We start from the raw sequence: 16,877 nt of genomic DNA on the forward strand, positions 1-16,877 counted from the left end.
CCTGCGTGCCGAACCCCGCGCACCGCGCCATCCAGACGCGTGAACACGAGTGTCGCAACGATATGACAGTTTGAGCGCGGCGCTTATTCGCCGCCGTAGAAGCTTTGGACGCCCGCGAAGTTGTCGAACTTCGTGTACTGCCCGTGGAAGGTGAGGCGCACCGGACCGATCGGGCCGTTACGCTGCTTGCCGATGATGATTTCCGCCGTTCCTTTGTCCGGGCTGTCGGGGTTGTAGACTTCGTCGCGATAGATGAAGAGGATCACGTCCGCGTCCTGTTCGATAGCGCCGGATTCGCGCAGGTCCGACATGATCGGGCGCTTGTTCGGGCGCTGTTCGAGACCGCGATTCAGCTGAGACAGCGCGATCACCGGCACGTCCAGTTCCTTTGCGAGACTCTTGAGCGAGCGCGAAATCTCGGAGATTTCGGTGGCGCGGTTCTCGCCGCCGCCCGAGCCGGACATCAACTGCAGATAGTCGACGATGATGAGCCCGAGCTTGCCGCACTGCCGCGACAAGCGCCGGGCGCGCGAACGCAGTTCCATCGGATTCAGACCACCGGTTTCGTCGATGAAAAGCTGCGCCTCGCTCATTTTCTGCACGGCGTGCGTGAGCTTCGGCCAATCTTCGTCGGTCAGGCGGCCCGTGCGCATGCGATGCTGATCCAGCCGTCCGACCGAACCGAGCATACGCATGGTCAACTGCGTGCCCGGCATTTCCATCGAGAACACGGCGACCGGCAACCCGTACTCCACCGCGACGTATTCGCCGATGTTCATTGAGAAAGCGGTTTTACCCATCGACGGCCGCCCCGCCACGATGATCAGCTCGCCGCCGTGCATGCCCGATGTCATGCGGTCGAGATCGACGAAACCGGTCGGCGTGCCGGTCACGTCGCTCGGATTGGCGGTGTGGTAAAGCGTGTCGATGCGCTCGACCACCTGCGTCAGCAGCGGCCCGATTTCGAGGAAGCCCTGCGTGCCGCGCGCCCCGTCTTCCGCGATGGAAAACACGCGCGACTCCGCCTCGTCCAGAATCTGGCGCACTTCCTTGCCTTGCGGATTGAACGCGTCGGCGGAAATTTCATCGGCGACGGACACGAGGCGGCGCAACACCGCGCGGTCGCGCACGATTTCGGCATAACGGCGGATGTTCGCCGCGCTCGGCGTGTTCTGCGCCAGCGCGTTCAGGTACGCGAGCCCGCCCACTTCCTCGGCCTTGCCGGCCATGTTGAGGGCTTCGTAGACGGTGATCACGTCGGCCGGGCGCGTCGCCGCGATCAGCTTGCCGATGTGCTCGTAAATGATGCGATGGTCGTAGCGATAGAAGTCGCTCTGCGCCATCACGTCGGCGATGCGGTCCCACGCCGCGTTGTCCAGCAGGAGACCGCCGATCACCGATTGCTCGGCTTCGATCGAGTGCGGCGGGACCTTCAGCGCGTCGAGTTGCGGATCTTTGGACGGTGCGTTCATGGGGTGGAATTATCGATGAATGGCGCGGCGTGGACAATAAAAAAGGCAGGAACCGATGGAGGTTCCTGCCCTTCTTTTCCTGCTCGCGAGGCACGAGGCCTCGCTGTGACTTACGCGTGCTCGCCGAGCACCGACACGGTCACGTCGACGAGGACGTCCGTGTGCAGCGCCACTTGAACCGGATGGTCGCCGACCATCTTCAGCGGGCCTTGCGGCAGGCGCACTTGTGCCTTTTCAACTTCAGCGAAGCCTTGCGACTTCAGCGCTTCAGCGATGTCCGCGTTCGTGACCGAACCGAACAGACGGCCGTCCACGCCAGCCTTCTGCGAGATCTGAACCGTGAAGCCGTTCAGCTTTTCGCCTTGCTTTTGCGCAGCGGTCAGCTTTTCTGCGGCGACCTTTTCGAGTTCGGCGCGGCGAACTTCGAATTCGGCGATTGCGTCCTTGGTCGCGCGGCGAGCCTTCTTGCCGGGGATCAGGAAGTTGCGTGCGTAGCCGTCCTTGACCTTGACGATGTCGCCGAGGTTACCCAGATTGACGACCTTTTCCAAAAGAATGATTTGCATTTTTGGCTTGTCCTTAGTGCGTCGTCTGAATTAGGCCTTGTGCAGGTCGGTGTACGGCAGGAGCGCGAGGAAACGCGCGCGCTTGATTGCCGTGTCGAGCTGGCGCTGATAGTGCGCCTTCGTGCCAGTCAGACGAGCCGGCGTGATCTTGCCGTTTTCGCCGATGAAGTCCTTCAGCGTTTCCGTGTCCTTGTAGTCGATGTACTCGACACCGGCTGCCGTGAAACGGCAGAACTTCTTGCGCTTGAAGAGCGGGTTTTGTTGCTGACGACGCTTGTCGAATTTCTTACCAGTCGGGCGGGGCATGTTCAGTCCTTTCCAATGTCCTGCAATTCTGTGATGTGAAACACCAGGGTTCGCGCGTTACGGCTTCGTTTCGCCAGAAAGCCGGTGAAGCGTGTTTCGACGCCCATCGGACAGCTTTCCAGCTTGCCGCTCGCCTCTCCGGCCGCGACCGCCTGCAGGGTCAGTTCGATCTTGCGGACGATGCCCGCTTCGACGACTTCCGCGGCGTGTTGCAATGTGCAGCTTGCGATCGGGATGCCGGCGGGCGTGTACCGCACCGGTTCGCGTTCCACGACGCTTGCTGTCAGTTGCAGCCGGTTCACTTAAACCTTGGTGGCTGTGACGAATGAATTCGCCTTAAGCCTGCGCTTCGGTCGGCTGAGCAGCCGCCTTCTTGGCTTCTTCGCGCTGCACTTCCTTCATCATCGGCGACGGGCCGGTTTCGGCCTTCTTCATCTTGACGATCAGATGGCGCAGAACGGCGTCGTTGAACTTGAACGCGTGTTCCAGTTCTTCGAGCGTCGCCTGGTCGCACTCGATGTTCATGCAGACGTAGTGAGCCTTCGCGAGTTTCTCGATCATGTAGGCCAGTTGGCGGCGGCCCCAGTCCTCGATGCGGTGGATCTGGCCACCGTGCGACGTGATCGTGGTCTTGTAGCGCTCGATCATGGCGGGCACTTGCTCGCTCTGATCGGGGTGCACGATAAAGACGATTTCGTAATGACGCATATTCACTCCTTGTGCTGACTTATGGATAGAAGCCGCCCGGGCGTCGGACCGGTGCGGCAAGTGAGAAGCCGAAGATTATAGCTTTTTGTCTGCGCTCGTGCAAATTGAATTTCGAGCGCGTTTTCAAGCAGTTAGCGGACGTGCGCGGCGGCTGCGGGCGCTCCCGCCGACTCGCCCGGCAGCGTGAGCCGGCGGCTCCAGTAGCCCGGCTGCGAGTAAATTTCCTTCAGATAATCAATGAAGTAGCGAACGCGCGCCGGAATATAGCGCTGCTGCGGGTAGACGGCGAGGATGTCGTAGGCCGGCAGTTCGAATTCGTCGAGCACGGTTTCCAGCTCACCCGCTTCCAGTTGCCGCTGGATTTCCCACGTCGATCGCCAGCCGAGCCCCAGCCCTTCCGATACCCAGCGATGCAGCAATTCGCCGTCGTTGCAGTCGAGGTTGCCGGTGACGCGCACGGTCGCCAGCTTGCCGTTGCGCTGGAAATACCAGCCGCGGTTCTGGCCGCCCTGTAGGTTAAACGCGAGACAGTTGTGATTCGGCAGGTCGTCGAGCGTCTTCGGCTTGCCGTGCTTTTTGAAATACGCGGGCGTGCCGCAGACCACGCGCCGGTTGCCCGCGAGCTTCACCGCGACGAAATTCGGATCCACCGCCCCGCCGATACGAATCGACAGATCATAACCCTCGCGCACCAGATCGACGACGCGATCGGTCAGATTGAACGACATCTGCAATTCCGGCTTGTCGGCGACGAACGCGGGCGCGTGGGGCGCGACGTGCATGCGCCCGAACGCCGCCGGCGCCGACACGATCAGATGCCCGCCCACCGCGCGACGCCCCGCCGCAAGCTCGTTCTCCGCCTGATCCCACTCCGCGAGCAGGTTCTTGCAGCGATCGAGAAACGCCGCGCCCTCTTCGCTCACGACGAGCCGCCGTGTCGAGCGATACATCAGCTTGACGCCGAGCCGCTTTTCGAGCGCATCAATGCGCCGTCCGAGGATCACCGGCGATACGCCCTCTTCCAGTGCCGCTGCCGCGAGACTGCCGGCTTCGGCCACGCGCACGAAAGTCTCGATCTGCTTGAAGCGGTCCATGTCCGTGTCTCCGTTGTAAGCCGCGCAGCATCTCAATTCGATACTTTTAGTTTGGGAAAAAGCGACTCGCGATGATCTTATCAAACCTTTTTCACGATCCTAAAGTGCAACGGAACCCTGCTTCGATGCAGACAGCATTCACGGATTGAGACACACGAAGGAGACATTCATGGCCAAGATGAGAGCCGTCGACGCAGCCGTTCTCGTGCTGGAAAAAGAAGGTATCGATACCGCGTTCGGCGTGCCCGGCGCCGCGATCAACCCGTTCTACTCGGCGATGAAAAAGTCGGGCGGCATCAGCCACGTGCTGGCGCGGCACGTCGAAGGCGCGTCGCACATGGCCGAAGGTTATACCCGCGCCGCTCCGGGGAACATCGGCGTTTGCATCGGGACGTCGGGGCCTGCGGGCACGGACATGATCACGGGCCTCTATTCGGCCCAGGCGGATTCGATTCCCATTCTCGCGATCACCGGCCAGGCGCCCCGCGCGCGCCTGTACAAGGAAGACTTCCAGGCGGTCGATATCGAATCGATCGCGAAGCCGGTCACGAAGTGGGCCGTCACGGTGCGCGAACCCGCGCTCGTGCCGCGCGTGTTCCAGCAGGCGTTCCATCTGATGCGCTCGGGCCGTCCGGGTCCGGTGCTGGTCGACTTGCCGATCGACGTGCAGCTCGCCGAGATCGAATTCGACATCGACACGTACGAGCCGCTGCCGGTCTACAAGCCGAAAGCGACGCGCGCACAGATCGAAAAGGCGCTCGCGATGCTCAACGACGCCGAGAAGCCGTTGATCGTCTCCGGCGGCGGCGTGCTGAACGCGGCGGCGGAAGACCTGCTCGTGCAATTCGCGGAGACGCTCGGCGTGCCCGTCATTCCGACGCTGATGTCGTGGGGCGCGATCCCCGACGATCACCCGCTCATGGCCGGCATGGTCGGCTTGCAGACGTCGCATCGCTACGGCAACGCGACGATGCTCGCATCGGACTTCGTGCTCGGCATCGGCAATCGCTGGGCGAACCGTCATACCGGCAGCGTCGAGGTTTATACGAAGGGCCGTAAGTTCGTGCACGTGGATATCGAGCCGACGCAGATCGGCCGCGTGTTCGGACCGGACCTCGGCATCGTGTCGGATGCGAAGGCCGCGCTCGAACTCTTCGTCGAGGTGGCGAAGGAATGGAAGGCCGCGGGCAAGCTTAAGGATCGCGGCGCGTGGGTCGCGGACTGCCAGCAGCGCAAGCGCACGTTGCAGCGCAAGACGCACTTCGACAACGTGCCGATGAAGCCGCAGCGCGTCTACGAAGAGATGAACCTCGCGTTCGATCGCGACACCTGCTTCGTGACGACGATCGGTCTCTCGCAGATCGCGGGCGCGCAGTTCCTGCACGTGTTCAAGGCGCGCAACTGGATCAACTGCGGTCAGGCCGGCCCGCTCGGCTGGACGATTCCCGCCGCGCTCGGCGTGCGTGCGGCGGACCCGCAACGCAAGATCGTCGCGCTGTCGGGCGACTACGACTTCCAGTTCATGATCGAAGAGCTTGCGGTCGGCGCGCAGTTCAAGCTGCCGTACGTGCACGTGGTCGTGAACAACTCGTATCTCGGTCTGATCCGTCAGGCGCAACGCGGCTTCGACATGGACTACTGCGTGCAGCTCGCGTTCGACAACATCAACGCACCTGAACTCGAAGGCTACGGCGTGGATCACGTCGCGGTGGCCGAAGGCCTCGGCTGCAAGGCGCTGCGCGTGTTCAAGCCGGAAGACATCGCGGGCGCGCTTCGGAAGGCGCAGGCGATGGCGGCGGAACATCAGGTGCCGGTCGTCGTCGAGATGATTCTCGAACGCGTGACGAACATCGCGATGGGCACCGAGATCGATGCGATCAACGAGTTCGAAGAGCTGGCCGAAAGCAAGGCCGACGCCCCGACCGCCGTGACGCCGCTCGACTGAACCACGCACTTCCACTGACCGACCATCAGGACCAACACATGCCGAAATTTGCCGCGAATCTGACGATGCTGTTCAACGAAGTCCCGTTCCTCGACCGCTTCGCCGCGGCCGCGAATGCGGGCTTCAAGGCGGTCGAGTTCCTGTTTCCCTACGCGTTCTCGATCGGCGACATCAAGACGCGCCTGAAGGACAACGATCTGCAAATCGTCCTGCATAACCTGCCCGCCGGGAACTGGGATGCGGGCGAGCGCGGCATCGCGTGCCTGCCCGATCGCGTCGCCGAGTTTCGTGAAGGCGTGGCCCGCGCGATCGAATACGCGAAGGCGCTGAACGTGCCGCAACTGAACTGCCTCGTCGGCATTCCGACGGCGGGCGTATCGGCGGATCAGGCGCGCGCGACGATCATCGAGAACCTGCGCTTCGCCGCCGATGCGCTGAAGAAAGAAGGCATCAAGCTGCTCGTCGAGCCGTGCAACAGCTACGACATTCCGGGCTTCGCGCTGAACCGTTCGGGCGAAGGACTGGATGTCATTCGCGCGGTCGGATCGGACAATCTGTTCTTGCAGTACGACATCTATCACATGCAGCGAATGGAAGGCGAACTCGCCGCGACCATCAAGAAGAACCTGCCGTCGATTGCGCATATTCAGCTTGCCGACAACCCCGGACGCAATGAGCCGGGCACGGGCGAAATCAACTACCCGTTCCTGTTCGAACTGCTCGATTCGATCGGCTATGAAGGATGGATCGGCTGCGAATACAAGCCGCTCAACGGCACCGAAGCGGGCCTCGGCTGGCTTCAGTCGATCGGCGGCGTCAAGCAACGCGCAACCGCCTAAACCAGACACACAGGAGGAGCTAGAAGTATGGCAACGATCGGTTTCATCGGACTCGGCATCATGGGCGCGCACATGGCGCGCAATCTCATCAAGGGCGGCCACTCGCTCGTCGTGAACGGCAAGTTTCCGGTACCCGACGACATCCGCGCGCAAACGAAGGTCGTCGCCGATTCGACGGCCGTTGCGCAAGCAAGCGAGATCATCATCACGATGGTGCCCGACACGCCGGATGTCGCGAACGTGCTGTTCGCCGATGACGGCGTCGCCAAAGGTCTGACGAGCGGCAAGCTCGTGATCGACATGAGCTCGATCAATCCGCTCGATACGCAGGAGTTCGCGAAGAAGATCAACGCGCTCGGCTGCGATTACCTCGACGCACCCGTGTCCGGCGGCGAAGTCGGCGCACGCGAAGCCACGCTGACGATCATGGTCGGCGGCCCGCAGAAGTCGTTCGACATCGCGAAGCCGCTCTTCGATTTGATGGGCAAGAACATCTCGCTCATCGGCGACAACGGCGCGGGTCAGACGACCAAGGTCGCCAATCAGATCATCGTTGCGCTGAACATCGAAGCGGTCGCGGAAGCGCTGCTGTTCGCGTCGCGCTCGGGCGCCGATCCGGAACGCGTGCGCAAGGCGCTGATGGGCGGCTTCGCGGCATCGCGCATTCTCGAACTGCACGGCGAGCGCATGACGAAGCGCACGTTCAATCCGGGCTTCAGGATCGAGCTGCATCAAAAGGATTTGAATCTCGCACTCGACGGCGCCCGCAAGATGGGCCTCGCCCTGCCCCACACGGCAAGCGCGCAGCAGTTGTTCAGCGTGTGCGCGGCGAACGGCGGCAAGGCGTGGGATCACTCGGCGCTCGTGCGCGCGCTCGAAATCATGTCGAACTTCCAGGTGGCGGAAGAGCCGCAGCAAGCCAAGGCTGCATGAGGCTTCGCACCTGAACCGTGGGGCGTCCCGCGTATGGGCACGCGGGACAAATGCCGCTCTGGGCTGAGGGCGGCAAGTGGGGTCCGAGAGCGGCATCCGGCGGCGCGCCGGGTAAGCCTTGGTCGGTCAGACGGTTTGCCGTCGGGTGTCCGCGTCGGATTGCTGCGAGTGATGCTTCATCGATGCCGTGCGCGCCGCGCGGCACATTCCCTTGTCGAAACTCAGAACTATCTGGTGGCGAGCGCGCCTAATGTGCCTAGACTCCGCAAGCGGCACCACCCTAGTTGATTCAAGGAGCTGAACAATGGGAATCCTCAGTTTCATCAAGGAAGCAGGCGAAAAACTGTTCGGCGCAACCACGCCGTCCGCTCAGGCCGCGCCGGCGAGCGCGCCCGTCGATGTCGCCGCGCTCAATCAGAAAGCCGGCGAAGCCATCGCCACGTATATCCGCTCGCAAGGGCTCAATGCCGACAATCTCCAGGTCAAGTACGATGGCGCCTCGCATACCGTCACCGTGTCGGGGCAGGCGCCCGATCAGGCCACCAAGGAGAAGATCCTCGTCGCGGCGGGCAACGTGCAGCATGTCGATAAGGTCGACGATCAGTTGACCGTGCCCAATGCCGCGCCTGAATCGCAGTATCACACGGTCGCGTCGGGCGACAATCTGTGGAAGATCGCGGAGAAGTACTACGGCAACGGCGCGAAGAACGAGCTGATTTTCGAAGCCAACAAGCCGATGCTGAAGAGCCCGGACAAGATCTATCCGGGTCAGGTGCTGCGCATTCCGCCGGCAAACTGATTGCTATTGCTCACGCCGCTTGTGGATGAAAAAAGCGCGAACTTCGGTTCGCGCTTTTTTGTTTCTAGTGGGATGGCGTGCCGGGCGCTGCTCTCAGTACATATCGAACACCCGCTGCACGCCGCGCGCATCATTCACGCCCGCCGCTAGCGCCAGCATCAGCAGCACGCGCGCCTTGTACGGATTCAGCGTGCCCGCGCTGACGCTGCCGAGTGCATCATCGGATGCGGCGCCGTTTCGCATCACATGGCCCGACCCCACGCGCGACGCACGCACCACCGCGACGCCCGCCTTCACCGCGTCGACGAGCGCTTGCGTGATGCTCGCGTGCACCGAACCGTTGCCCGTTCCCGCCACCACGATGCCCTTCACGCCGGCTGCCACAAGCGCATCGACCGCCACGCGCGACGCGCCCGCGTAGCTCGCGACGATCTCGACCATCGGCCATTCATCGACGATCGCGAACTCGCTTGCGAGCGTATGCGGCTTCGTGACCGCGCGCTGAAACTCCACGCGGCCGTCCTGCACGAAACCGAGCGCGCCGGTTTCGGGCGAGCGGAACGCATCGACGGCGTAGGTGCTCGTCTTCGTCACATCGCGCGCGGTATGAATCTGATTGTTGAACGCGACGAGCACGCCCTGCCCCTTCGCACGCTCGCATGCCGCGACCGTGACTGCGTTGAGCAGATTGAGCGGTCCATCGGCGGAAAGCGCGCTCGATGGACGCATCGCGGCCGTCAGCACGACGGGCTTCGCGGTCTTCACCGTCAGATGCAACATGTACGCCGTTTCTTCGAGCGTATCCGTGCCATGTGTCACGACGATGCCGCTTATGTCGCCCTGCGCGGCGAGTTCGTCGATGCGCTTCGCGAGCGTCGTCCAGAGCGCGTGGCTCATGTCCTTGCTGTCGATGCTCGCGATCTGCTCCGCATGAATGCGCGCGACGTTGCCGAGCGCAGGCACGGCGTCGAGCAGATCGTTCACGCCGACGACGCCCGCCTTGTAGCCCGCCGTCGATGCTGCATCGCCTGCGCGTCCGGCGATGGTGCCGCCCGTTGCGAGGACGGCGATGAGAGGTAGAGAGTCGGTTTTCATGCCGGCGATTGTAAATCAGCCGGCAGCGTTCACGCCGTCTCGCGCAGTTGCGCGGCGATCTGCGTTTCGTCGAGTTGCGGCGCGAACATTTCGATCAGACGGTACGCATACGCGCGCAAGAACGCGCCTCTGCGCAGGCCGACGCGCGTCGTGCTGGCTTCGAACAGATGCTGCGTATCGAGCGCGACGAGTTCGGTGTCGCGCTTCGCGTCATACGCCATCGCAGCGACGATGCCGATGCCCATGCCCAGTTCCACATACGTCTTGATGACGTCCGCGTCGATCGCGGTCAGCACGATATCGGGCATCGCGCCGGCGCTCGCGAACGCCTGGTCGACGTGCGAACGGCCGGTGAAGTCATTGTCGTAAGTGACGATCGGATATTCCGCGATCTGCTCCAACGTGATGTTCTCGCGTCCGACGAGCGGATGATCCTTCGGCACGACCACCGTGTGATGCCACGAATAGCACGGAAACGTGACGATGTCCGGATAACGGTCGAGCGCTTCGGTGGATATGCCGATATCCGCTTCGCCGTTGATGATCATCTGCGCGATCTGCTGCGGGCTGCCCTGCCGAAGCGCAAGATGCACTTTCGGAAATACTTCGGTGAACTGACGGATCACTTTCGGCAGCGCATAGCGAGCCTGCGTATGCGTCGTCGCGACGACGAGGTGCCCGTTGTCCTGATCCGCGAACTGACGCGCCACGCGCCGCAGGTTCTCGGCATCGAGCAACATGCGCTCGATCAGTTGATGCACCTGCTTGCCCGGCTCGGTCAGTCCCGTCAGACGCTTGCCGCGTCGAATGAAGATATCGACGCCGAGTTCGTCTTCGAGGTCCTTGATCTGTTTGGATACGCCGGATTGCGACGTATAGAGCACGTTGGCGACTTCCGTCAGATTCATGTTCTGACGCACCGCCTCGCGCACGAAGCGCAGTTGCTGGAAGTTCATTTTCTGCCTCTCTTGTCTGCTGTCGTTTTTCTATGCCGGCGTCATTGCGCCGGAAACACACGCAGCGCGCGCGGCACGGCGCGCACGCCATCGCCGATATCGAGCTTCAGCGCGCGCCATGTTTCGCGGTCCAGTTCGGCTTCGAGCACGCCGCCCGCATCGCCTTCGAGCTCGACGCGCACCGAGCCGCCCAGCGTCACCACGCGCCGCACGCCGACCACGATGCCATCGGGATGTGCGACGCCTTCCGCATCGTCGGCGCGATAGAGCGCGAGATCGTGCGGACGCACATAAGCGAGCGCGCGGCCGCTGAAATGCGCCTGCGCCGTGATGGCTTTCGCGGCGCCATCGGCGACGAAGCCGTTCGCATCGACGTTGCCTTGCAGACGGTTGGCCGCGCCGAGAAATTCATAGACGAACGATGTCTGCGGATGATCGTACACATCTTGCGGACTTCCCACCTGCTCCACGCGTCCATGATTCATCACGACGATGCGGTCCGCCACTTCGAGCGCCTCTTCCTGATCGTGCGTGACGAAGAGCGTGGAGATATGCAGATCGTCGTGCAGACGGCGCAGCCAGCTACGCAGTTCCTTGCGCACCTTGGCATCGAGCGCGCCGAACGGTTCGTCGAGCAGCAGCACTTTCGGTTCGACGGCGAGCGCACGCGCGAGCGCGATACGCTGCCGCTGCCCGCCCGACAGCTCCGACGGAAAGCGCTGCGCGAGCCAGTCGAGCTGCACGAGCTTGAGCAGCTCATGCACCTTCTCGCGGATCGCCGCTTCGCTCGGACGCTCGCGGCGCGGCTTCACGCGCAGCCCGAACGCGACGTTCTCGAACACCGTCATGTGCCTGAAGAGTGCGTAATGCTGGAACACGAAGCCCACTTGCCGGTCGCGCGCGCCGACGTTCGCCACGTCCTCGCCATTCAACACGACCTGGCCTGCATCGGCATGTTCGAGGCCCGCGATCACGCGCAGGAGCGTGGTCTTGCCGCATCCCGACGGCCCGAGCAGCGCGACGAGTTCGCCTGCGGGAAAGTCGAGCGTGACGTTGTCGAGCGCGGTGAAATCGCCAAAGCGCTTCTGCAAATTGCGAACGATGATGCTCATGATGATGTGATCCTTAGCCTTTAGTGCTGTGCGCTTTTCTTTGCATCGTCGAGCGATTGCGACATGCGCCGCTCCGCGATGAGCTTCAGCCCGAGCGTGACGAGCGCGAGCAACGCGAGCAGCGACGCCACCGCGAACGCGGCCGAGAAGTTGTATTCGTTGTAGAGGATTTCGACGTGCAGCGGCATCGTGTCGGTCTGGCCGCGAATATGGCCCGACACCACCGATACCGCGCCGAATTCGCCCATCGCCCGCGCATTGCAGAGAATCACGCCGTAGAGCAGGCCCCACTTCACGTTCGGCAGCGTCACGCGGCGAAAGATCTGCCAGCCGGATGCGCCGAGCACGTGCGCGGCCTCTTCCTCGTCGTTGCCTTGCGCCTGCATCAGCGGAATCAGTTCGCGCGCGACGAACGGGAACGTGACGAAGATCGTCGCGAGCACGATGCCCGGCACCGCGAAGATGATCTGCACGTCGTGCGCGGCGAGCCACGGACCGAACCAGCCTTGCGCGCCGAACATCAGCACGTAGATGAGGCCGGAGATGACGGGCGATACCGAGAACGGCAAGTCGATGAGCGTCGTCAGCAGCGCCTTGCCGCGAAAGTCGAACTTCGCGATCGCCCACGACGCCGCCAGCCCGAACACGAGATTCAGCGGCACCGCGATGGCCGCGGTCATCAGCGTGAGCTTGATGGCGGACCACGCGTCCGGGTCTTTCAGCGACTCGAAGTAGTAATCGATGCCCTTCGCGAACGCCTGCGCGAATACCGCGACGAGCGGCACGACGAGAAAGAGCGCGAGAAACACGAGCGCGATAGCCGTGAGCAGCCAGCGTATCGCGCGCGGCTCGGTCACGGGATTGAGCGTGTGGACATCGCGCTGCGCGGCGGTGTTCATCGCGATGCTGCGGCTATCGGGCGTGCTCATGCCTGACCTCCCTGCACATGCAGCGTCGAGGCCGGCGGCGCCACCGTCCTGCTCGTGCGCCTTTGCAGGAACCATTGCAGCGTGTTGATGAAGAGCAGCATCACGAACGACACGCACAGCATCACGACGGCAAGCGCCGTCGCGCCGGCATAGTCGTACTGTTCGAGCTTCGTGATGATGAGCAGCGACGTGATCTCGGACTTCATCGGCACGTTGCCCGCAATGAAGATGACCGACCCGTATTCGCCGAGCGCACGCGCGAACGCGAGCGCGAAGCCCGTCAGCAGCGCGGGGAACAGCGACGGCAGCACGACGCGGCGAAACGTCAGCCAGCGCGTCGCGCCGAGGCATGCGGCGGCCTCTTCCTGCTCGCGCTCGAACTCTTCGAGCACGGGCTGCACCGTGCGCACGACGAACGGCAAGCCGATGAACGTCAGCGCGACCAGCACGCCGAGCGGCGTGAACGCCACCTTGATGCCGAGCGGCGCGAGAAATTGCCCGATCCAGCCGTTGCCCGCGTAGACGGCGGCGAGCGAAATGCCCGCGACGGAAGTGGGCAGCGCGAACGGCAGATCGACGATTGCATCGACCAGACGTTTGAACGGGAACGTGTAGCGCACGAGCACCCACGCGACGAGAAAGCCGAACACGGCATTGATGAGCGCACCGCCGAGCGCCGCGAAAAACGTCAGCCGATACGACGCCAACACGCGCGGCGACGTGACCGCGCGCACGAATTGCGCCCAGTCGAGCGTCGCAGTCTTGGCGAAAGTGGCCGCGAGCGGTATCAGCACGATGAGGCTGAGATACGCGAGCGTGATGCCGAGCGTCAGGCCGAAGCCCGGCAGCGCGCTCGGCTTGCGCAGGTTGAAAGTGGTCATGCTCGGGTCATCCTGTTCCAGTGCGCCGGGGTGGGCGCTCGTTGCTGCATGTGCTGATAGCGGCGTCATGGCGCGCCGCTTGTCGGTTTGCCGGTCCGGCCCGATGCTCCATCATCGGACCGTCCGGCTTCTGCTTGCTGCGTTTCTGCTGCCGTTATTGCGGTTGATAGATCGAATCGAACACGCCGCCGTCCGCGAAATGCGTCTTTTGCGCTTTCGTCCAGCCGCCGAACGTATCGTCGATGGTGTACAGCTTCAGCTTCGGAAACTGCTTCGTCAGCTCGGCCGGAACCTTGTCCGAACGCGGACGATAGAAATTGCGCGCGGCGATCTGCTGGCCTTCGTCGCTATAGAGGTACTTCAGATACGCCTCGGCGAGCTTGCGCGTGCCGTGTTTGTCGACGACCTTGTCCACCACCGCGACGGGCGGCTCCGCGAGAATGCTCGCCGACGGCACGACGATCTCGAACTTCTCGGGGCCAAACTCCTTCAGCGACAGAAACGCTTCGTTTTCCCACGCGATCAGCACGTCGCCCTGCCCGCGCTGCACGAAGCTCGTCGTCGCGCCGCGCGCGCCGGAATCGAGCACGCCGGCGTTCTTGTAGAGCTTGGAAACGAAGTCCTTGGCCGTCTGTTCGTTGCCGCCCGGCTTGTGCTGCGCATACGCCCACGCGGCGAGGTAGTTCCAGCGCGCGCCGCCCGAGGTCTTCGGATTCGGCGTGACGATGGACACGCCCGGCTTCGCCAGATCGTCCCAGTCCTTGATGTGCTTCGGGTTGCCCTTGCGCACGAGAAACACGATCGTCGATGTGTACGGCGATGCGTTGTCCGGCAGGCGCTTTTGCCAGTCGCTATTGACGAGGCCCTTGCCTGCGATCGCATCGATGTCGTACGCGAGCGCGAGCGTCACGACGTCGGCTTGCAGGCCGTCGAGGACGGCGCGCGCCTGGCCGCCCGAGCCGCCGTGCGACTGTTTGAACGTGACGGTTTCGCCGGTCTCCGCTTTCCACTTCTTCGCGAACGCCTGGTTGAAGTCCTGATAAAGCTCGCGAGTCGGGTCGTAGGAGACGTTCAAAAACGACGTCTGCGCGTGCGCCTGAACGCTCATGCCCACCGTCGCGCCGATACCCGCCGCTGCTAGCGCGACCGCGGTCAGCAGTTTCTTCGTGGCGGTCCCCAATCCCGCTTTCTTGCTTTGCATTCCCCGTTCTCCGTCTTATCCAATTGACGGAATCAGTCTATCGGCGCCGCTATATGATTAGAAATAATCGTTTTTCATCTTTTTATACGCAAAGCTGCTAACGAAGCCGACGGGGTCGTCTGCGTGCGGCGACGGACGCCCGCAACACGAACTTAAAGTAATGCTTGAAAAGCGCGAAATACTGTATAAAAATACAGGCATCTGTTCATCCATACAGCGCAGCAGGGGCCAAGCCAGTGACTAGAACCTCAAAACTTACCGCGCGGCAACAGCAGGTTTTCGAACTGCTCCAGCGTGCGATCGAGCGCACCGGCTTTCCGCCCACGCGCGCCGAGATCGCCGCCGAGCTTGGCTTCAGCTCCGCCAATTCGGCCGAAGAACATCTGCGGGCGCTGGCGCGCAAGGGCGTGATCGAACTGGCGGCGGGGTCGTCGCGCGGTATTCGGCTGATCGGCGACATCGCCCGGTCGGAAGAACTTCCGCATCAGTTCACGCTGCCGCATCCGAGCATCATGCAGTTGTCGTTGCCGCTCGTCGGCCGCGTGGCTGCGGGTAGTCCTATCCTCGCGCAAGAGCACATCTCGCAGCACTACGCGTGCGATCCGGCGCTCTTCTCGAGCAAGCCCGATTACTTGCTGAAAGTGCGCGGGCTTTCCATGCGAGACGCCGGCATTCTCGACGGCGACCTGCTCGCGGTACAAAAGCGCACGGAGGCGAAGGATGGTCAGATCGTGGTTGCGCGTCTGGGCGACGACGTTACCGTGAAGCGCTGGAAGCGCCATGCCGACGGCGTCGAACTGATCGCCGAGAACCCGGATTACGAGAACATCTTCGTGCGCCCAGGCAGCGGTGAATTCGCGCTCGAAGGCATCGCGGTCGGTCTCATCCGCTCGGGCGAGTTCTAGCGCCTCTCTTCTCTCACGCCACGCACGGCGCGGCGCGTTTCACCCACATCAAAGCATGACGGCAGCCGGTCGCGGCTCGCCGCAGTGCGTCCTATCGTCTGGAGAGTCATCATGGAACGTCGTTTCGCCCGTTTGTTGCCCTTCCGCCAGTTTGGCCGCCTGCGTCATCTGCGTGCGTTGATTTCCTGCGGCGTCGCGGCTCGACCGCATGTCGAAGCTGCACCCGATCTCTTCGATGAAATGCCTGCGCTGCCGTCGCGCCAGCCCGCGTTTGCGCGCGTATCCCTGGCGCACAATGTTCACGCCGAAGCGGCACAGCGCGCCCCGGTGCGGGTGTATCGCAGCGAATCGCGGGTCATCATGGTGGGCAAGATCAGCGAAGTGTCGCGCATGATCGACCGCTGCATCGACGAAGAACGCGCGGGCGTTGCCGGCGGCATTCTGGCGTGAGCGTCGCTAAAGGCGAAGCCGGGAATCAATCGCGCGTCGGCATGGTCAATCTGAAGTCGATTCACGTTTGAGAGGCCTGGCTTCCGCATGTCCCGCACTACGCGCTTTGTCGTCGTCACGCTCGCTGTCGTGCTGATCGGCGCGGCGCTGGGCTTCCTGTATGCGTCGCCGTATATCGCGCTGGATCGCGTGAAGCGTGCCGCCGACGCCCGCGATGCGCAGACGGTCAACGAATACGTCGATTTCCCCGCGCTGCGCAGCAGTCTCAAGGAGCAGGTCGCCGCGCTGCTCACGCGCCGCGTCGATATGCAGAAGAGCGGAAATCCACTTGCGATCATCGGAGCGATGATCGGCGCGGCGCTCGTCGGACCGCTCGTGGATTCCTATGCGACACCGGATGGCGTCGCCGCCATTCTGAACGGCATTCCGCCACGCGGCCTTCCCGGGGAACGCCCGCCGTCCGTGCCGGCAGGGGCCGCCGCGTCCGGTGCGGCGACACAGGCACCGCAGCCGCCGCAGCCGCCGCAGCCGCCGCAGACGACCGCCGGATATCGCGGCATCAACACCTTCGTCGTGACCTATCAGCACGGCGCCGGCGATGCCCGCTATTCCGCCATTTTTCACCGCAGCGGTCTGGTGTCGTGGAAGCTCGTCGCCGTCGATCTCAACGGCTGACGCGCCTCCAG

The 16,877-nt window shown here is 63.0% G+C and carries 19 protein-coding genes; 7 read left to right on the forward strand and 12 right to left on the reverse strand.

Translation table 11 applies throughout. The annotated features are described in order from the left end of the window. Positions 1-83 precede the first annotated feature (83 nt). The 6 genes from AWB72_RS15245 to AWB72_RS15270 all read right to left on the reverse strand — a co-directional run bounded on the left by AWB72_RS15245 (position 84) and on the right by AWB72_RS15270 (position 4,146). A complete protein-coding gene (locus AWB72_RS15245) occupies positions 84-1,472 on the reverse strand; it encodes a replicative DNA helicase (protein WP_040049477.1) in 1,389 nt (462 codons plus the stop codon). Positions 1,473-1,582: 110 nt separating this feature from the next. After that, positions 1,583-2,038: a 50S ribosomal protein L9 gene (rplI, locus tag AWB72_RS15250; protein WP_040049476.1), complete on the reverse strand. Its 456-nt coding sequence runs from the start codon at positions 2,036-2,038 to the stop codon at positions 1,583-1,585. A gap of 30 nt (positions 2,039-2,068) precedes the next feature. Beyond that, complete coding sequence (gene rpsR / locus AWB72_RS15255; RefSeq protein WP_007000150.1) at positions 2,069-2,344, reverse strand: 30S ribosomal protein S18; 276 nt, start codon at positions 2,342-2,344, stop codon at positions 2,069-2,071. 2 nt (positions 2,345-2,346) lie between these two features. After that, a complete protein-coding gene (gene priB / locus AWB72_RS15260; protein WP_014191232.1) occupies positions 2,347-2,646 on the reverse strand; it encodes a primosomal replication protein N in 300 nt (99 codons plus the stop codon). Positions 2,647-2,680: 34 nt separating this feature from the next. After that, complete coding sequence (gene rpsF / locus AWB72_RS15265) at positions 2,681-3,052, reverse strand: 30S ribosomal protein S6 (RefSeq protein ID WP_040049475.1); 372 nt, start codon at positions 3,050-3,052, stop codon at positions 2,681-2,683. Positions 3,053-3,183: 131 nt separating this feature from the next. Next, entirely contained in the window at positions 3,184-4,146 is a 963-nt protein-coding gene (locus AWB72_RS15270; RefSeq protein WP_040049474.1) for a LysR family transcriptional regulator, read from the reverse strand. A gap of 169 nt (positions 4,147-4,315) precedes the next feature. On the opposite strand from AWB72_RS15270, the gene gcl reads away from it, so the two are divergent. The 4 genes from gcl (at position 4,316) to lysM (ending at position 8,662) form a co-directional block, all read left to right on the forward strand. After that, positions 4,316-6,091, forward strand: a complete 1,776-nt coding sequence (gene gcl, locus AWB72_RS15275; protein ID WP_040049473.1) for a glyoxylate carboligase — start codon at positions 4,316-4,318, stop codon at positions 6,089-6,091. A gap of 38 nt (positions 6,092-6,129) precedes the next feature. Beyond that, the gene (hyi, locus tag AWB72_RS15280) at positions 6,130-6,930 is read left to right on the forward strand and encodes a hydroxypyruvate isomerase (RefSeq protein ID WP_040049472.1); all 801 of its coding nucleotides are present in this window, start codon (positions 6,130-6,132) and stop codon (positions 6,928-6,930) included. Between the two features lie 27 nt (positions 6,931-6,957). After that, a complete protein-coding gene (locus AWB72_RS15285) occupies positions 6,958-7,863 on the forward strand; it encodes a 2-hydroxy-3-oxopropionate reductase (protein ID WP_040049471.1) in 906 nt (301 codons plus the stop codon). A gap of 304 nt (positions 7,864-8,167) precedes the next feature. Continuing rightward, positions 8,168-8,662, forward strand: coding sequence for a peptidoglycan-binding protein LysM (lysM, locus tag AWB72_RS15290; protein ID WP_040049470.1), 495 nt, complete (start codon positions 8,168-8,170; stop codon positions 8,660-8,662). 93 nt (positions 8,663-8,755) lie between these two features. Here lysM and AWB72_RS15295 read toward each other — a convergent pair whose 3' ends face one another. From AWB72_RS15295 to AWB72_RS15320, 6 genes are all read right to left on the reverse strand, one after another. Next, complete coding sequence (locus AWB72_RS15295; protein ID WP_040049469.1) at positions 8,756-9,757, reverse strand: asparaginase; 1,002 nt, start codon at positions 9,755-9,757, stop codon at positions 8,756-8,758. Between the two features lie 29 nt (positions 9,758-9,786). Further along, positions 9,787-10,713, reverse strand: a complete 927-nt coding sequence (locus AWB72_RS15300) for a CysB family HTH-type transcriptional regulator (protein WP_035969617.1) — start codon at positions 10,711-10,713, stop codon at positions 9,787-9,789. Positions 10,714-10,754: 41 nt separating this feature from the next. Then, positions 10,755-11,825 (reverse strand): sulfate/molybdate ABC transporter ATP-binding protein, encoded by a 1,071-nt coding sequence (locus AWB72_RS15305; protein WP_040049468.1) that lies wholly within the window; start codon positions 11,823-11,825, stop codon positions 10,755-10,757. A gap of 20 nt (positions 11,826-11,845) precedes the next feature. Further along, complete coding sequence (cysW, locus tag AWB72_RS15310; protein WP_087128177.1) at positions 11,846-12,724, reverse strand: sulfate ABC transporter permease subunit CysW; 879 nt, start codon at positions 12,722-12,724, stop codon at positions 11,846-11,848. Positions 12,725-12,750: 26 nt separating this feature from the next. Next, positions 12,751-13,635 (reverse strand): sulfate ABC transporter permease subunit CysT, encoded by an 885-nt coding sequence (gene cysT / locus AWB72_RS15315; RefSeq protein WP_040049466.1) that lies wholly within the window; start codon positions 13,633-13,635, stop codon positions 12,751-12,753. Positions 13,636-13,789: 154 nt separating this feature from the next. After that, positions 13,790-14,836, reverse strand: a complete 1,047-nt coding sequence (locus tag AWB72_RS15320) for a sulfate ABC transporter substrate-binding protein (RefSeq protein WP_040049465.1) — start codon at positions 14,834-14,836, stop codon at positions 13,790-13,792. Between the two features lie 236 nt (positions 14,837-15,072). Between AWB72_RS15320 and lexA the strand changes: the two genes are divergently transcribed. The 3 genes from lexA (at position 15,073) to AWB72_RS15335 (ending at position 16,866) form a co-directional block, all read left to right on the forward strand. Next, positions 15,073-15,741, forward strand: a complete 669-nt coding sequence (lexA, locus tag AWB72_RS15325) for a transcriptional repressor LexA (protein ID WP_040049464.1) — start codon at positions 15,073-15,075, stop codon at positions 15,739-15,741. A gap of 111 nt (positions 15,742-15,852) precedes the next feature. Then, positions 15,853-16,191 (forward strand): hypothetical protein, encoded by a 339-nt coding sequence (locus tag AWB72_RS15330; RefSeq protein ID WP_040049463.1) that lies wholly within the window; start codon positions 15,853-15,855, stop codon positions 16,189-16,191. An 87-nt stretch (positions 16,192-16,278) separates the two neighbouring features. Next, positions 16,279-16,866 carry a DUF2939 domain-containing protein gene (locus AWB72_RS15335; RefSeq protein WP_040049462.1) on the forward strand — a complete coding sequence of 196 codons (588 nt, stop codon included), beginning with the start codon at positions 16,279-16,281 and terminating at the stop codon, positions 16,864-16,866. The last annotated feature ends 11 nt before the right edge of the window (positions 16,867-16,877 follow it).

It is taken from the genome of Caballeronia concitans, assembly GCF_001544615.1.
Classification (GTDB): domain Bacteria; phylum Pseudomonadota; class Gammaproteobacteria; order Burkholderiales; family Burkholderiaceae; genus Caballeronia; species Caballeronia concitans.

Excerpts from the sequence above, each read along its gene's own strand:
- lysM (WP_040049470.1), top strand. The coding sequence starts at position 8,168 with ATGGGAATCCTCAGTTTCATCAAGGAAGCAGGCGAAAAACTGTTCGGC.
- AWB72_RS15335 (WP_040049462.1), top strand. The coding sequence starts at position 16,279 with ATGTCCCGCACTACGCGCTTTGTCGTCGTCACGCTCGCTGTCGTGCTG.
- AWB72_RS15300 (WP_035969617.1), bottom strand. The coding sequence starts at position 10,713 with ATGAACTTCCAGCAACTGCGCTTCGTGCGCGAGGCGGTGCGTCAGAAC.
- AWB72_RS15295 (WP_040049469.1), bottom strand. The coding sequence starts at position 9,757 with ATGAAAACCGACTCTCTACCTCTCATCGCCGTCCTCGCAACGGGCGGC.
- rpsF (WP_040049475.1), bottom strand. The coding sequence starts at position 3,052 with ATGCGTCATTACGAAATCGTCTTTATCGTGCACCCCGATCAGAGCGAG.
- hyi (WP_040049472.1), top strand. The coding sequence starts at position 6,130 with ATGCCGAAATTTGCCGCGAATCTGACGATGCTGTTCAACGAAGTCCCG.
- rpsR (WP_007000150.1), bottom strand. The coding sequence starts at position 2,344 with ATGCCCCGCCCGACTGGTAAGAAATTCGACAAGCGTCGTCAGCAACAA.
- rplI (WP_040049476.1), bottom strand. The coding sequence starts at position 2,038 with ATGCAAATCATTCTTTTGGAAAAGGTCGTCAATCTGGGTAACCTCGGC.
- cysW (WP_087128177.1), bottom strand. The coding sequence starts at position 12,724 with ATGAACACCGCCGCGCAGCGCGATGTCCACACGCTCAATCCCGTGACC.
- AWB72_RS15270 (WP_040049474.1), bottom strand. The coding sequence starts at position 4,146 with ATGGACCGCTTCAAGCAGATCGAGACTTTCGTGCGCGTGGCCGAAGCC.
- gcl (WP_040049473.1), top strand. The coding sequence starts at position 4,316 with ATGGCCAAGATGAGAGCCGTCGACGCAGCCGTTCTCGTGCTGGAAAAA.
- AWB72_RS15305 (WP_040049468.1), bottom strand. The coding sequence starts at position 11,825 with ATGAGCATCATCGTTCGCAATTTGCAGAAGCGCTTTGGCGATTTCACC.
- cysT (WP_040049466.1), bottom strand. The coding sequence starts at position 13,635 with ATGACCACTTTCAACCTGCGCAAGCCGAGCGCGCTGCCGGGCTTCGGC.
- AWB72_RS15245 (WP_040049477.1), bottom strand. The coding sequence starts at position 1,472 with ATGAACGCACCGTCCAAAGATCCGCAACTCGACGCGCTGAAGGTCCCG.
- AWB72_RS15320 (WP_040049465.1), bottom strand. The coding sequence starts at position 14,836 with ATGCAAAGCAAGAAAGCGGGATTGGGGACCGCCACGAAGAAACTGCTG.
- AWB72_RS15285 (WP_040049471.1), top strand. The coding sequence starts at position 6,958 with ATGGCAACGATCGGTTTCATCGGACTCGGCATCATGGGCGCGCACATG.
- AWB72_RS15330 (WP_040049463.1), top strand. The coding sequence starts at position 15,853 with ATGGAACGTCGTTTCGCCCGTTTGTTGCCCTTCCGCCAGTTTGGCCGC.